A 15,022-nucleotide genomic window follows, 5' to 3' on the forward strand; every position below is an offset into this window, starting at 1 on the left:
TCTAAGAATTTCCTGCAACAATCCAATTTTGATTACACCTTTTTTAATATATGCTTCCACTTGGGAAAAAAATCATGACGATGCTTCTCAAAGGCTGAAAAATGATTCGGGCAGCTCCAGGTATTGGTTTGCTGGAAATGTTGATCATCTGTTCTTTCAATCACCTTCAGCCCTTCAAGCAGACTTAAATATCCTCTAACAACGTTTCTTAACCCTTCTTCTATTTTTATTAACGGAAGTCCGCGGAGCTCGATATGACCTTCTATAAGCCTCTTATTTAACCCGTGATACACACTCTCCACTGTAAATGCCCCACACTTCTTCAAACTGTCTTTCCAAATATAGTATTGCCATTCCACCTCATGATTTTTGATCATCATTCCGTGTGGGATAACCGGAAGGCCGATGTAAAGGGGAAGATACAAAAATGTATCCCCTTCCCCGTACACTTCTCTTAAGAACGCATCTCTCCCCGTTTTATTATAATTAAGTTTGTTATATATCCATTTCATTCTATAATGGTTCCATGCGGAAAAGGGGTTAGGGTGTTGCAAGGAAGCATTCGGTATGGTGAAAGGTAGGGTAATCTGATCAACGGGGATTGTGACAGGGGCTTCTGTCAAGAAACGAGAATTTGAAACCGGATAGAGATGGGTATACAGGTGAAAGCTGCTGATTTCAGGGAGAAAATGAAGGAGAAAATAATGTAAGTCCGGTGAATACCGGATAAATGCTTGTTGGAAAGTAGATAGCTTCAGGAGTTCTTTACGCTTCAATGATTGAGTGAGGATCCAAAAAGGGGTTATACCATTTCGATGATACCCATGTGTACGTTCCTCCATTTCAGGAATCGGGATAGTGGAACATTGTATTTCGATCGCAATCTCCCTGTCATCTGTTTTCACATAAATATCAGCGATCTGTTTGATCTCTTTCAAATAGTGCTCGAGTTTTACATTTTTATAGAGAGAGTTTAATCTGTCATACAAAAGCTGCTTGCTTAACAGGTGCTTCGGGGACTCATTTTCCTTTTCCACGATACATCCAGCATGGGAGACATGGGCAAAATGTGGGACATTTCGATTTCCGATGCGCAAAATCAGTCCCGAAGAACAATATGGACATTGGAATTGCATGCCATCACTTCTTACCCTTTTCAAATCTTCCCTGGTGAAATGGATCGTCGTGAATATTTTCTGATTTACTAAAGCGGTTAACATAGAACACCTCCTCATGATTCATTCGCCAAAAACCGTGAAATTCCTGCATAAAAATGCCTTCAAGCTAAAATAACTTGAAGGCATTGTATTATAGAAGAGGAGACATCAATCGTGAAGTGGATTCCAGAATCCTGTAACCAAGATGTCTTTTCTGAAATTCTTCCAACTTCAATTCTTCCGAGTCTTCCAAGTCATGAAGATATTCCTTTACAATGGAGGCTGCACTTTCCGTTTTATACAGAAATGCATTCACCTCAAAATTCAGGTGAAAACTTCTCATATCCATATTCGATGTTCCAATCGAAGCCATTTCTTCATCAACTATTACAATCTTACTATGCATGAATCCCTTTTGGTATTCAAAAATACGTGCGCCCGCCTCCAGAAGATCCGGAAAATAGGAGCGGGAGGCATGGAATACGATTCGTTTGTCGGGTTTATGAGGGACTAACAGTCTCACATCGACACCACTTAAAGCCGCAATCTTAAGGGCTGAGAAAATGTCTTCGTCCGGCACAAAATAGGGGGAAGCCACCCAAACACTCTTTCTTGCCGAAGTAATCATCGAGAAGAATATATTCTTTAAAACGCTCAATTCATTATCAGGTCCACCTGCAATCATCTGAACTCCGCCGTCATGACTATTTTCAATCGGATCAGGACTTAGATATCCAGGAGTCAGGAAGTCATCATTCGTCATATAATACCAATCCTGAAGAAAGATCAACTGCAAAGTCCGGACCGCTTCTCCCCTTACAAATAGATGAGTGTCCCTCCAGAAGCCGAAATGGGGGTTCTTGCCTAAATATTCGTCCCCGATATTAAGCCCCCCTACAAATCCGATACTGCCATCGATGACAATGATTTTACGATGATTGCGAAAGTTGAACTTATTATTGAGAACGGGAATTTTCACAGGACCAAAGGCAACCACTTCAATTCCTGCTTGTTTCAATTCATTGATATAGTCCCTAGATAACTGCCAGGCTCCGACAGCATCATATAGGAACCGGATTTTGACCCCATCGTTCGCACGTTCAATGAGAATATCCTTTATCTGATTTCCAATCTCGTCATGTCGTACAATATAATATTCCATATGAATATGATGCTTTGCCGTCTTTAACCATGTTAGAATTTCACCAAATGTCTCCGTGCCATTCGTCAAGAGTTTTGTTTCGCTTGAAAAAGAGATGGCACTATTCCCGATTCTCTGTGCAAGCTGGAAATGCTTCTCTTGGAACAACCCAAACATTTCAGCATTGATTTCCTTCGGTCCAGGCTCAAATTTGTTATACGTTTCCTGATCCAGTATGTACTTTTTCTTATACATTTTTTCTTTTCGATAATTCCGTCCAAATAATAAATAAAAAATGAAGCCCAAAAACGGAAAAGCTCCTAATACGACCAGCCATGTCAATGTTTGGGTAGGGTGGCGATTTTCAAAGAAAATGAGGAAGCCAATGACAATGACCGAGAATGTAAAGACAATACTAATATACTTTACCATTCCGGATAAATACTGATCGAAATAGAAAATATAACTCAATATGAGAACAGCAATAAATAAGAGGACCCGCACTGTATTTTTCATTCACAAAACACCTTCCACCGGCTTAATGTCTCTTAAATGTGAAGCACTGATAAAAATGAAGGAATCCACCCACAATACTAAAGGAATAAATCGTATGACAAGTAAATAAATATAAAAAATACCGATTTCTGTATGAAACCGGTATTGAATCTTACGAAAAGTGCTCACTAAGTGTCTTAAAGACATTCTCCTGAATGACGATTTTACCATACTCTTCAAGGCGATGGACGGTCATTCGTGATTCATCAGCATATTCAAGCAGTATACTTAACGTATTGTCGATATCTTCTTCTGCAAAGTGTTCTTCTGAAAATTTAACGTAAATAAAATATCTATCTTCGAATGCAAGCAGCTTTGTTTCCAAGTGCTCCACAGGCAAATCTTTCATTCGCTGGGAAAGAGAAATGGCATCTTCAAAATCGTTGAATTTCAATGTGAAATCCAATACTACTTCAGTTTCTCCGTCCTGGTCCTGCTTGATTTGGAAGTGTTGATCCAGAAGCTCTTCTATACGCTCATCTACAGGAAGTTCCTTGAGCTTATCCTCTGGAATCGGAAGTTCAAATCGTTGACCATCTTTTGAAACCTGAGCTCTTGTAACAAGTACTTCAAGTCCTTTATCCAACGCCTGAACTTGGATCCAAAGCGGTCCTTCAATTCCAAAATCTTCTTCCTGGTGAACTTCATCCATCATTTCCCAGAATAATTCTTCGCTTCTTTCGCGATTATACCAGATTTCTTCGCGGTCAAATCCACGATCTTCTATATCTCCGTAAGAAATGTAAAACTTGACGGTATTTTCATTAATGCGTTCGATTTCCAATTAACACCTCTCCCTTCTTGCATGATGTTAGTGAAGGGACTACACCCTCTGAGCAGGTAATGCTCGATTGCTGGTGAAGATAGAAGATACATTTAGGTTAGTTTGTACCTTGTACTTCTATTTTATGATAGTAACACTGAAAATGGAATTAAACTAACACCCATTTTTTTCTCACAAATCCCATTAGGTGTTTTTGACATTTTAGCGAATATTTGCAGAAAATTCAAGTGATAATACCTAATCTAATATAAAAGAGACTGACCCGAAAGGAGACGCAACGTTCCTTAAAGGGTCAGCCCCTTTCACTTATATATTCTCATGCAAAGGCAGCTCTAATTGACCATCCTTTGCGCTTCCAGAAGTTGGAATGTGCGAACCTTTCTTGGAAGGAATCGTCTGATTTCATCTTCGTTGTAACCCACTTGAAGACGTTTTTCATCGAGGATGATTGGACGCCTTAAAAGACCCGGGTTTTTTTGAATGAGTTCAAACAACTCTTGAAGTGGTAAAGTTTCTAGATCCACATTAAGCTTTTGGAATGTTTTAGAACGGGTTGAAATAATTTCATCTGTTCCATCCTCAGTCATGCGAAGGATTTCTTTAATTTCATCAATGCTTAACGGTTCAGAAAATACGTTGCGTTCTGTATATGGAATCTCATGCTCTTCTAACCAAGCTTTTGCCTTGCGACAAGATGTACAACTAGGTGAAGTGAATAATGTAACCACGAATCATTCACACTCCCTTAAGGAATTTTTAATGATAGAGTACTTTATTTAAACATCGGCTGTACATTAAAATTAGTTTAAATAAGAAATCTCTATTATGTATTATACATGAATAACAGTCCATTGAACATAGTTTTAACTAATTTGTCAAATTTCCTATACATAGGTATAACATAGCTGAATCTTCTGCTTCTAGTATCGCTTTACCCTGTACATCTTTAGCTTAAACATAATATTGAACAATTCCATTTTTTCATTTAGAAAACCTTATTGCGAATAGACAATAAGGTTATTCTGTCTTAAAGATTTTTAAGGACATCTCCATCACGATCTTTATCTTTCTTTAATACCTCTTCTACAGGCTGATAGGATGCACCATAAAATTTTTGGTCATTATAGGTGTGAATCAGTTCATAGGTTTTCTTCATCGAATCGAAAATAAGATCTTCGGATTCATCACTGGGTGCCCAATAAAGAATTTCCATTTCATTTATCTCGTTCGTTGCCAGTGAACGGCGGGCATATCCAATACTGACGGCGTGTTCAAATCCTTCTCGTTTATAGAACTTCAAGCGCTTTTCAGTATCAGTATCATCATAATCAACAGGTTCAACTTCCAGAATAATCGCTTTCTTTTTTTCCTTCAGCTTATCTAGCAATTTATGGCCCAATCCTTGTCCGCGGGCATCTTTAGATACAAACAGATAATCAATGAAAATGAACTCATCCAGTTCAGCATACATAAGTACATGATGAGGACCCTCATCCTTGTGGTAGATGTCGCTTCTATCTTTAAGAAGGGATTCAAGATGCTCTTTTGATTTCATTTCCTCTACAGGGAAATATTGATTTAACTTTTCATACCAGTGCATGGATCTACTCCTTCAATTGAATTTTTAAATGACTTTGACTAACGTGATACCATTATGTTTCTCAAGAATGATTTGTTTATGTTAGATGTTAGTCTTATCCGTGGGATAATAATACGGAATCACAGGCTGACTGCCCATGAAGGGGAATATGTGGTTGAAAGCGGTTAATCTTACCAATATCTTAATGATACCAATATATCTGTTATTTTTCAAACGGAAAGCCATTTTTCAGGGATATTACACTGATTAAAATAAAAAATGACCTGTAAACGTTACAGGTCATTTTCTTCTGTTAAGGCGTATAATCTACTCCTTCAGTGTATGAATTACCGGCATCCCAAAGAAGGAATTCATTGACCCCTTGATCATTTAAAGCTTTGATCTGGGCCTCTACTTCCGCTTTACCATATGGTTTATAGTTGCCGCTGCCCAACCAGGAAGCGGTGAAATCCTGGAGCCACGGCCTGGAAATAGGCTTATTCTTTAGCTCAGCTATTTTCGCCTTTTCAACCTTGGTGTATTCAGACACTAATTCATAAGGTTGTAAATCAGGTTTTGCAATCCCGAAATAAGGGGTCCAGTGACTCGGATAGATCATGGATGATATGACATCTACATTCTCTGATATTTTAGAGAAGTTCTGACCGATACCGGGTGCTTCGGGAAGTGTTGCCGTGTAACCAAAGATATCAACTGATACTTTCACACCATAAGGTTCTAATTTTTTATGGGCGTATTCAACAAAGTCGGTAACGGCATGCACACGCTTCTGAACATTATCAATGTCCTCTTTTGCATATTCCCCGCCATTATATTTCAGTTCATTATCACGCTTTTCGAATCCTTCCGGGAATCGAACATAGTCAAATTGGATTTCCTGAAAGCCCATTTTTGCAGCTTCTATTGCAATCCCTACATTGTAATCCCATACTTCTTTAAGGAATGGATTGACGAAGGAGTCACCCCCTCCATTTGACCAGACCTTATCGCCGTCTTTAAAAGACAAGTCCGGTCGTTGATTGGCAAGGACCGTATCCTTGAAAACCACTACCCTTGCAATCGGGTAGATTTTCTTTTCCTCTAACTTTTTTAACACAGCTTTTGGATCCTTGATATATGGCTGACCCACTTTAGCGTATGGAGAAGACGATTCAGGTACATAAGTTAAATTTCCCACGTCATCCTTAATATCAATGACCATTGCATTCAGGTCAGTATCATCCATTAATTTAGTAAGAGTATCAAAACGTGCTCCACCAGCTGAATGTGCTGTTACATAAACGCCCCTAATCGCGTCCGGATACTCAAAATTCAAGCCAGAGTCATATACAAAACGAGGTACTGGACTTGCTATCTCTTTCTTACTCATCGAGAGCGTTCTCTTCTCATGGCTTTTTGCCGGTCCTCCTTCAGCAGCGAGTGCTGATTGAAACGGCGTGACGCATAGTGTGACTAAACATAAAGATGTCGCTACCTTACTCCATTTCAACATTAACCTCTCCTCTATAAAACAAGCTATCTAGTAAATTATGTAACCTCCTATTCTATTTTAACAAGGAAATTACTTGTAAGAAAAGGGTGAATCCACCTAGTCTGTCGAAATTTCCAAGGAAATGAATGATCTTCTATATATCATATGATTTTCTTCAAATATGAGAAGTATCCATGAAAAAAGCTCCCCTCAATGAAGGGAGCTTTTTCACTTTATTAATTTTTGTATGATGCTTGATATTGGGCAAATTCTTTTTCAGAACAATGAACGAAATGTCCTGGTGCCACTTCACGCATTTCAAGTTGTTCATTCTCTGTATAGTTATGAACAGCTGGATTATACTCTTTTCTTCTGCGTGTGCGCTCATACTCGGGATCCGGTAACGGTATCGCAGATAGAAGCGATTGAGTATAAGGGTGAAGCGGGTTTTTATATAGAGCATCACTTGGTGCCAATTCAACCAGTTTTCCATAATACATAACACCGATACGGTCACTGATATACTTTACCATGGAAAGGTCATGGGCAATAAACAAATAGGTTAAGCCCTTTTCTTTTTGAAGCTCTTGCATAAGATTTACAACTTGCGCTTGGATTGAAACGTCCAGGGCAGAAATCGGCTCATCGGCAATGATGAAATCAGGATCTACAGCCAGGGCACGGGCAATTCCGATACGCTGACGCTGTCCACCTGAGAATTCATGTGGATAGCGGCCGGCATGCTCTTTGTTCAAGCCCACCGTTTCAAGAAGCTCATGGACTTTTTTTAAGCGTTCTTCTTTTGAAGAAGCTAAGCCATGGATATCGATACCTTCAGCAATGATATCCGCAACCTTCATACGAGGATTAAGACTCGCATAAGGATCCTGGAAGATCATTTGCATTTTACGGTTGAACTTCTTTAATTGTGAGCGTGACTTTTTACCATGAACGTCTTCACCATTAAAGAGTACTTGCCCATCAGTGGCGTCATATAAACGAATGATTGTACGACCGGTAGTGGATTTTCCACAACCTGATTCACCAACAAGACCAAGTGTTTCGCCTTTATAAATATCAAAACTGATATCGTCAACCGCTTTAACCATATTCGGTTTACCAGGATTGAAATACTGTTTAAGATTTTTAATTTCTAATAATTTTTCTGCCATTATGAACGAACCCCCTCAACAAGCACCGGTTCTTTAAAGTTTGACGGCATTTGTCTTTGTCTTACTTTCACTGCTTCCGGAGGCTCAACCTGTGGGGCACTCGGATGCAGCAACCAGGATTTCACATAGTGAGTATCTGACACCTGGTAATATGGTGGCTCTTGTTCGAAGTCCACTTTCAATGCATAATCACTTCGAAGAGCAAATGCATCTCCCTTAGGAGGATTCAATAAATCAGGAGGAGTACCAGGAATCGCAACCAGCTCCTGCTCACCTTCTGTTTCAGTTGTAGGCATTGAACCAATCAATCCCCATGTGTAAGGATGACGTGGATCGTAGAATATTTCATCTACCGTTCCAGTTTCTACGATTTGTCCTCCGTACATTACCGCAACACGATCGGCAACATTGGCAACAACCCCTAAATCATGGGTGATGAAAATGATGGATGTTTCGATTTTATTTTGAAGGTCCTTCATCAGTTCAAGGATTTGAGCCTGTATCGTAACGTCCAATGCCGTTGTTGGCTCATCGGCAATAAGGATTTTAGGATTACAAGCAAGTGCAATCGCAATGACGACACGTTGACGCTGACCGCCGGAAAATTGATGTGGATACTGTTTAAAGCGAGTTTCCGGACTTGGAAGACCTACTAATTTAAGCAATTCAATGGCGCGTTTCTTCGCATCATTTTTACTCATGTTCTGGTGTTTCACAAGAGGTTCCATGATTTGTTTCCCAATTGTCATTGTCGGGTTTAAAGACGTCATTGGATCCTGGAAGATCATTGAGATGTCCTTCCCACGGATCTTTTGCATATCTTTCTCTGGAAGCTTTGCTAAATCTTTTCCTTCAAAAAGGATTTCTCCACCCTTAATGAATCCAGGCGGGTTTGGAATCAATCTCATAAGGGCTTTCGTCGTAACGGATTTCCCAGAACCAGATTCCCCGACAATCGCTAATGTTTCACCTTTATCTAAATGGAAATCCACACCGCGTACAGCTTGTACTTCTCCTCCATGCGTATTGAAGGAGACGTGTAGATCGTTCACTTCTAAAATTTTTGACATATTATTATCTCCCTTCTACTACTTACGCATTTTCGGATCAAGTGCATCACGCAGACCATCCGCCATTAAGTTGAAACTTAAGATAAGTAACGAGATTACCACGGATGGAACGAGCATCATGTGTGGGAATGACTGAATAGATTTATAGCCGTCATTAACCAATGAACCTAAAGATGCTTTTGGTGGTGCAATTCCCAATCCGATGAAGCTTAAGAAAGCCTCTGTATAGATTGCTGAAGGAACTGTAAACATTGTTGTAATAATGACTGGTCCCATTACGTTTGGAAGTAGGTGCTTAAAAATCAATCGATTACTTGTTGCCCCCAAGGTACGTGAGGCGAGAACAAACTCCTGATTTTTCAATTGAAGTATCTGCCCTCTAACAATCCGGGCCATGGTTGTCCATCCAGTTATAACCATCGCCATTGTTATGGAAAATACACCAGGTTCAAAAATGAGAATGAATAGTATGACCACAATAAGATTCGGGATTCCTACCAGAATCTCAATGATACGTTGCATAATATTATCCACTCTTCCGCCATAGTAGCCGGAAATTCCACCATAGGAAATACCAATTATGAAGTCAATTACAGCTGCTAAGATACCGATATACAAGGAAATCCTCGTACCATTCCAAGTACGTGTCCAAAGATCACGACCCAAATCATCAGTACCGAACCAATAATTTTCCTCGATTTGCCTTGCTTCATATACATCGAAGCCGTCAGCATCCTTCCCATCAAACGGAAGCCAACTCAATCCTGAAAGCGCTTCAATTTTAGGTGGGAGTTTTGCGTGACGTATGTTTTGATCACTAAATTTATATTCGTTCATTCCCGGTCCAAATGTAGCAAACAGGATGATGACCAATGTAATGATCATACCAAGGACTGCCCCTTTATTTTTCCTTAAACGAATCCAGGAATCCTGCCAGAAATTTAAGCTTTTTCGTGAAATTTTTTCAGCCTGACCTTCATCTGCCTTTTGAGGTTGGAAGAGTTCTGGACTTAGTTGATCCAACTTCTTTTTGTTTGCTTCCATTATTTCTTCCCTCCAGCTAAGCGAATACGGGGATCAATGATACCGTAAAGGATATCCACCAAGAAAATGACACCAATGAATAGTGCGCTATAAAACAATGTAATTCCCATAATCACTGTATAATCATTTAACTCAATTGAACGGACGAATTGTTCACCCAATCCAGGAACCGCGAAGATCTTTTCTACTACTAGGGCACCGGTCATAATGTTTACAGTCATCGGTCCCAAAATCGTTATGATAGGGATCATCGCATTCCTAACTGCGTGCTTCACGATTGTCCCTGCCTTTGTAATTCCTTTTGCCTTAGCAAGAAGAATATAATCCGAGTTCAGGATTTCAAGCATTTCTGTTCTCATAAAACGAGCAATCGTTGCAACAACTAATACCGTCAATGCAAGCGTTGGAAGGATTGTATGTTTATACTCACCCCAAAGCGCTACTGGTAGCCATTGCAGTTTAACACCAACATAATATTGAAGGAGACCTGCAAATACGAATGAAGGAATTGAAATACCCAATACCGCAAGAGTAGTTGAACCATAATCAATCCAACTATTATGCTTAATAGCTGCTATGATTCCAATGATTAATCCTAGGAAAGTCCCTAATACCATTGCCTGAAAACCTATTAGAGCTGAAGGACCGATTCGGTCTCCTATCAAGCTTGTTACTGGGCGGTTATCATATTGGAAGGATAAGCCTAAATCACCTTTCGTTAACCCTACCATGTAGTTAATGTATTGTTCTGGCAGCGGGTCGTTCAAACCATATTTATCCAGGATGATTTGTTGTTGTTCCGGAGTAAGCCTTTCTGTGTTTTGCAGTGGAGATCCAGGTAGGAGCTTCATCAGAAAGAAAGTGGCGGTTGCAATGATAAGCAAAGTGATGATCATATAAACGATACGTTGAATTGTATATTTGACCATTCTTTAGCCCCCCTTTTTTTATCTTATTTTTTCTACATTCTCAATTATAGCGAATTTCGACAAATTTTCAATAAATTTTTATTTTTGTGATAATTATCGACATTCACTGGAAAAGGAGAGCATATGCCTATGCATACGCTCTCCCTTTTAAGGTTTGTCGAATGAGTTAAATACTACTCAATTGAAGCCCATTTGTAAGATGCATCCGCACCAAATGAGTGACGTAACAGACCTTTAACATATGGACGCTCTAAGAAAGCAGTTCCACGTTGGTACATTGGGCTGATTGCTTGATCGTCGAAAAGGATCTTCTCTGCATCAACCATTGCTTGCCAGCGAGCTTCAGGATCATCAAGAAGTTCACCTTTAGCTTGTTCAATTAACTTGTCATATTCAGGGTTAGAGTAACCCATTTGGTTATGAGCACCGTCAGTCACGAACATGTCAACGAATGTCATCGGATCTGGATAGTCAGGACCCCAACCAGCGAATGAGAAGTCATATTGACCTTTCGATTCTAATTCAAGTTTTTGCTTGAATGGTTGTGCTTTGATGTTGACAGTTAAACCTTCAAGATTTTGCTCAAGTTGTTCTTTTAAGAACTCACCGATCTTTTTAGAGCTGTCAGAGTCATAGTTTAATAGTTCTAATTCAATAGAATCTTTACCTAACTCTTCTTTCGCTTTAGCCCAATAGTCAGCAGCTTTTTTAGTGTCAAATCCACCGAAATCGCCAACCGCTTCACGGTATTCAGTACCATCTGGACCAGTTACGAAATCTTTAGGCACTAAGTAGTTAGCAGGGATAGATCCATTGTTAAGAAGAACCTCAACCATACCTTCTTTGTCGTAAGCAGAGTCAATTGCTTTACGTGCGTTTACGTTTTTCAACACTTCATTTCCTTCGTTTAAACGCAGGAAGTATACAGCAGTATCCGCTTTTGTTTTGAAGTTTTCATCTGACTTGTATTTGTCTACAAATTCAGCTGAAAGACCAGCAACATCAGCTTTGTTTGTTTCAAAAAGGTTAACTCCAGTAGCAGTGTCTTTAACGATATTAAAGTTCACTTCTTTTAACTTAACAGTGTCTGCATCCCAGTAGCTATCGTTATGAGTTAATTTAAAGCTTTGCTCGTGCTTCCACTCAGAAAGAGTAAAAGGTCCGTTATATACTACAGTGTCAGCTTCAAGACCGAATTTATCGCCTTGAGACTCAACGAATTTTTGGTTTTGTGGATAGAATGTTGCGAAAGAAAGTAATGCTTTGAAATATGGTACAGCTGTTTCAAGCTGAACTTCTAATGTTTTGTCATCAATTGCTTTAACACCTAATTCTTCAACTGGCACTTCACCAGCGTTTACTTTAGCAGCGTTTTTGATATCGTACATGATGTACGCATACTCTGCACCAGTATCAGGGTTTAAAGCTTTTTGCCAAGCGTAAACGAAGTCGTTCGCTGTAACAGGATCTCCGTTTGACCATTTCGCATCACGGATCTTGAACGTGTATGTTTTACCATCTTCACTGATCTGTGGTTCTTCAGCAGCCATACCAAGTACAGCCTCGTCATTTTCACCTAATCGGTAAAGACCTTCGAATACGTTGTTCATTACTTTGAATGAAACAGAGTCAGTTGCTAGAGTAGAGTCCATTGATGGGATCTCAGACGCCTCCAGCAGGTTAAGTACTTGTTCTTTCTTTTCGTCAGAACCGCCTGCACCAGTTCCTTCCTCTTTGCTGTCAGTCTTCTTGTCGCCGCCACAAGCAGCTAGGAAAGTACTGAGAGCCAGAAGAAGAACCAGCAAGAATGAAAACTTTTTCTTCATCTTGAAATTGACCTCCTCGTAAATCTCATATTTATTTATCTTCTAATTTTCAGAAGATTTGTTACTTATTATACATGATAGAGAAATTATTGCAATATGAATTTAACAGTTTTTTTGCTAAATTATCAGATTAGTAGGTATATTGATATTGAAACACTGTAATATCAACGTTTCTTTTAAACATTTTGGAGAGTTCGTCCTATTACAATTGTTACAAACGTAAATTCTCATAGGCTAAATATTACTGTCCTTTAAACAGGGTTCCTGCTCTTTGAAATTCTCTCTTGTTATAAATATTAAATTTCCAGACTAAATATAAATGATAGAATTCATACTTATTTCAGTTAACATCTTCAGCAATATTCCGCTCTCATCATATTGTATTCCCAAGTGGATGTGTGTCGGTACTACTTATTCACTTTGAGAAGAATTGAATATCCATGAGTGAGGATTGAATTCTTTATAATCCTTCATGTATACTTTTGATAAAAACACTTAAAGGAGTATTATGAAACGAATCAATCTATTTACTATCCTTACATTCCTTTTATTCGTCATTGCTGTTGTGGTGGCGTCACTTCAAGAGAAAAACCTGCTTCTTTCAATTATAGACAGCTTATTTATTATCGGGATTTTGTATGTCTGTCTCGGTTCCCTTCTATATATTTTCGAAAAGGGTTTTTTCAATGGGCTCGTGTACGCAATCAAGCGTTTCCGAAAGAGCTCAAAACTCGGAAAGTACGCTTCTGAGTTCGATGAGCTGGACGAAACAAAGGAAGCCCATGAAGAATTCAGTGTCAAACGCTCCTATTCCATTACTAAGTCTTTATTGACACTCGGAGCTGTGACTCTGGTGTTGTCCATTGTGTTGACCTATCTTCTGTACACTTGAATTATTCAGCTCATTTTCATATAATGTACTTATATGAATTGAGTGAAAAGCAAGGATGAAGAGTAGTACTTTTCTATATGATTTAAAGAGAGCTTGTGGCCGGTGCGAACAAGTATTCATTAGAATAGGAATGGACTTCTGAGCTTTATTTGTGAACCGAAGTAGCTTATAACGGATTAACCTCACGTTAAAGGGGTTCCATGTTCAACATGGACTAAGCTGGCTCATTCGAGCACTTAGGGTGGCACCGCGGAAATGATCCCATTCGTCCCTATTTTTTATAGGACGGGTGGGTTTTTATTTTGTTTATATATAGGAGGAAAAAGAGATGAAAACAATCTTTAGCGGCATTCAGCCGAGCGGAACGATTACTCTCGGCAATTACATTGGAGCGATGAAGCAATTTACAGAACTCCAGGAGGAATATAATTGTTATTTCTGTGTAGTCGATCAACATGCCATTACAGTGGCCCAGGATAAAATGGAGCTGCGAAAAAATATCCGCAGTCTGGCTGCCCTTTATATCGCTTGTGGAATCGATCCTGAGAAATCGACATTATTCATTCAATCGGAAGTCCCTGCACATGCACAGGCAGGATGGATTTTACAATGTGTCACCTATATTGGAGAACTAGAAAGAATGACTCAATTCAAAGACAAATCCCATGGGAAAGAAGCCGTTTCTGCAGGGTTATTGACGTATCCTCCTTTAATGGCTGCAGACATCCTGTTATACGGAACGGATTTGGTTCCAGTCGGGGAGGATCAGAAGCAGCATCTTGAATTGACAAGAAACCTTGCTGAGCGATTCAACAATAAATACAATGATATCTTTACAGTACCTGAAGTCCGCATCCCTAAAGTCGGTGCACGAGTGATGTCCCTACAGGATCCATTAAAGAAAATGAGTAAATCCGATTCGAATCAGAAGGCGTTCATTACACTCCTCGACGATCCGAAACAAATTGAGAAGAAAATTAAAAGTGCCGTAACCGATTCAGATGGCATCGTGAAATACGACAAAGAAAATAAACCGGGAGTGTCTAACCTCCTTTCCATCTATTCGATTCTTGAAGGTAGTTCTATAGAAGAGCTTGAACAGAAATATGAAGGCAAAGGATATGGAGACTTCAAGGGTGACTTGGCTCAAGTGGTTGTAAATGCCATTAAGCCTGTACAGGACCGCTATTATGAATTGATCAATTCCGAGGAATTGGATGATATTCTGGACCGCGGTGCCGAAAAAGCGAACTTCACCGCAAACAAAATGCTTAAAAAGATGGAAAAGGCGATGGGATTGGGACGAAAAGAAAGAAAGAGAAAATAATAAATACGACGAGACACGGCAATACCAGTGTCCCGTCGTTTTTTATTTACTTTT

General features: G+C 39.4%; 13 protein-coding genes and 1 other annotated feature. Of the genes, 2 read left to right on the forward strand and 11 right to left on the reverse strand.

The window, feature by feature from the left end:
* Positions 1–32 precede the first annotated feature (32 nt).
* From LCL96_RS11065 to LCL96_RS11115, 11 genes are all read right to left on the reverse strand, one after another.
* A complete protein-coding gene (locus LCL96_RS11065) occupies positions 33–1,220 on the reverse strand; it encodes a competence protein CoiA (RefSeq protein WP_224941532.1) in 1,188 nt (395 codons plus the stop codon).
* 88 nt (positions 1,221–1,308) lie between these two features.
* Positions 1,309–2,814: a cardiolipin synthase gene (gene cls / locus LCL96_RS11070; RefSeq protein WP_224941533.1), complete on the reverse strand. Its 1,506-nt coding sequence runs from the start codon at positions 2,812–2,814 to the stop codon at positions 1,309–1,311.
* Positions 2,815–2,965: 151 nt separating this feature from the next.
* A complete protein-coding gene (gene mecA, locus LCL96_RS11075) occupies positions 2,966–3,637 on the reverse strand; it encodes an adaptor protein MecA (protein WP_224941534.1) in 672 nt (223 codons plus the stop codon).
* Positions 3,638–3,969: 332 nt separating this feature from the next.
* Positions 3,970–4,365, reverse strand: coding sequence for a transcriptional regulator SpxA (gene spxA, locus LCL96_RS11080; protein ID WP_032089161.1), 396 nt, complete (start codon positions 4,363–4,365; stop codon positions 3,970–3,972).
* A gap of 299 nt (positions 4,366–4,664) precedes the next feature.
* Positions 4,665–5,237: a GNAT family N-acetyltransferase gene (locus tag LCL96_RS11085; RefSeq protein ID WP_224941535.1), complete on the reverse strand. Its 573-nt coding sequence runs from the start codon at positions 5,235–5,237 to the stop codon at positions 4,665–4,667.
* 292 nt (positions 5,238–5,529) lie between these two features.
* Positions 5,530–6,729 (reverse strand): putative glycoside hydrolase, encoded by a 1,200-nt coding sequence (locus LCL96_RS11090; RefSeq protein WP_224941536.1) that lies wholly within the window; start codon positions 6,727–6,729, stop codon positions 5,530–5,532.
* Between the two features lie 215 nt (positions 6,730–6,944).
* The gene (locus LCL96_RS11095; protein WP_224941537.1) at positions 6,945–7,880 is read right to left on the reverse strand and encodes an ABC transporter ATP-binding protein; all 936 of its coding nucleotides are present in this window, start codon (positions 7,878–7,880) and stop codon (positions 6,945–6,947) included.
* Complete coding sequence (locus LCL96_RS11100) at positions 7,880–8,950, reverse strand: ABC transporter ATP-binding protein (RefSeq protein ID WP_224941538.1); 1,071 nt, start codon at positions 8,948–8,950, stop codon at positions 7,880–7,882. The genes LCL96_RS11095 and LCL96_RS11100 overlap by 1 nt, the downstream gene beginning before the upstream one ends.
* 18 nt (positions 8,951–8,968) lie before the next feature.
* Positions 8,969–9,994 carry an oligopeptide ABC transporter permease gene (opp3C, locus tag LCL96_RS11105; RefSeq protein WP_224941539.1) on the reverse strand — a complete coding sequence of 342 codons (1,026 nt, stop codon included), beginning with the start codon at positions 9,992–9,994 and terminating at the stop codon, positions 8,969–8,971.
* Positions 9,994–10,923 carry an oligopeptide ABC transporter permease gene (gene opp3b / locus LCL96_RS11110; RefSeq protein ID WP_224941540.1) on the reverse strand — a complete coding sequence of 310 codons (930 nt, stop codon included), beginning with the start codon at positions 10,921–10,923 and terminating at the stop codon, positions 9,994–9,996. Before opp3b ends, opp3C begins: the two co-directional genes overlap by 1 nt.
* A gap of 173 nt (positions 10,924–11,096) precedes the next feature.
* Positions 11,097–12,749, reverse strand: coding sequence for a peptide ABC transporter substrate-binding protein (locus LCL96_RS11115; protein WP_224941541.1), 1,653 nt, complete (start codon positions 12,747–12,749; stop codon positions 11,097–11,099).
* Positions 12,750–13,257: 508 nt separating this feature from the next.
* Between LCL96_RS11115 and LCL96_RS11120 the strand changes: the two genes are divergently transcribed.
* Positions 13,258–13,641, forward strand: coding sequence for a DUF3899 domain-containing protein (locus tag LCL96_RS11120; protein ID WP_224941542.1), 384 nt, complete (start codon positions 13,258–13,260; stop codon positions 13,639–13,641).
* Positions 13,642–13,684: 43 nt separating this feature from the next.
* Positions 13,685–13,917 (forward strand) — a binding site (T-box leader).
* A gap of 52 nt (positions 13,918–13,969) precedes the next feature.
* On the forward strand, positions 13,970–14,968 hold the full coding sequence (trpS, locus tag LCL96_RS11125) for a tryptophan--tRNA ligase (RefSeq protein WP_224941543.1): 999 nt from the start codon (positions 13,970–13,972) through the stop codon (positions 14,966–14,968).
* The last annotated feature ends 54 nt before the right edge of the window (positions 14,969–15,022 follow it).

Origin of the sequence: Rossellomorea aquimaris (genome assembly GCF_020172085.1) — a bacterium.
GTDB lineage: Bacteria > Bacillota > Bacilli > Bacillales > Bacillaceae_B > Rossellomorea > Rossellomorea aquimaris_E.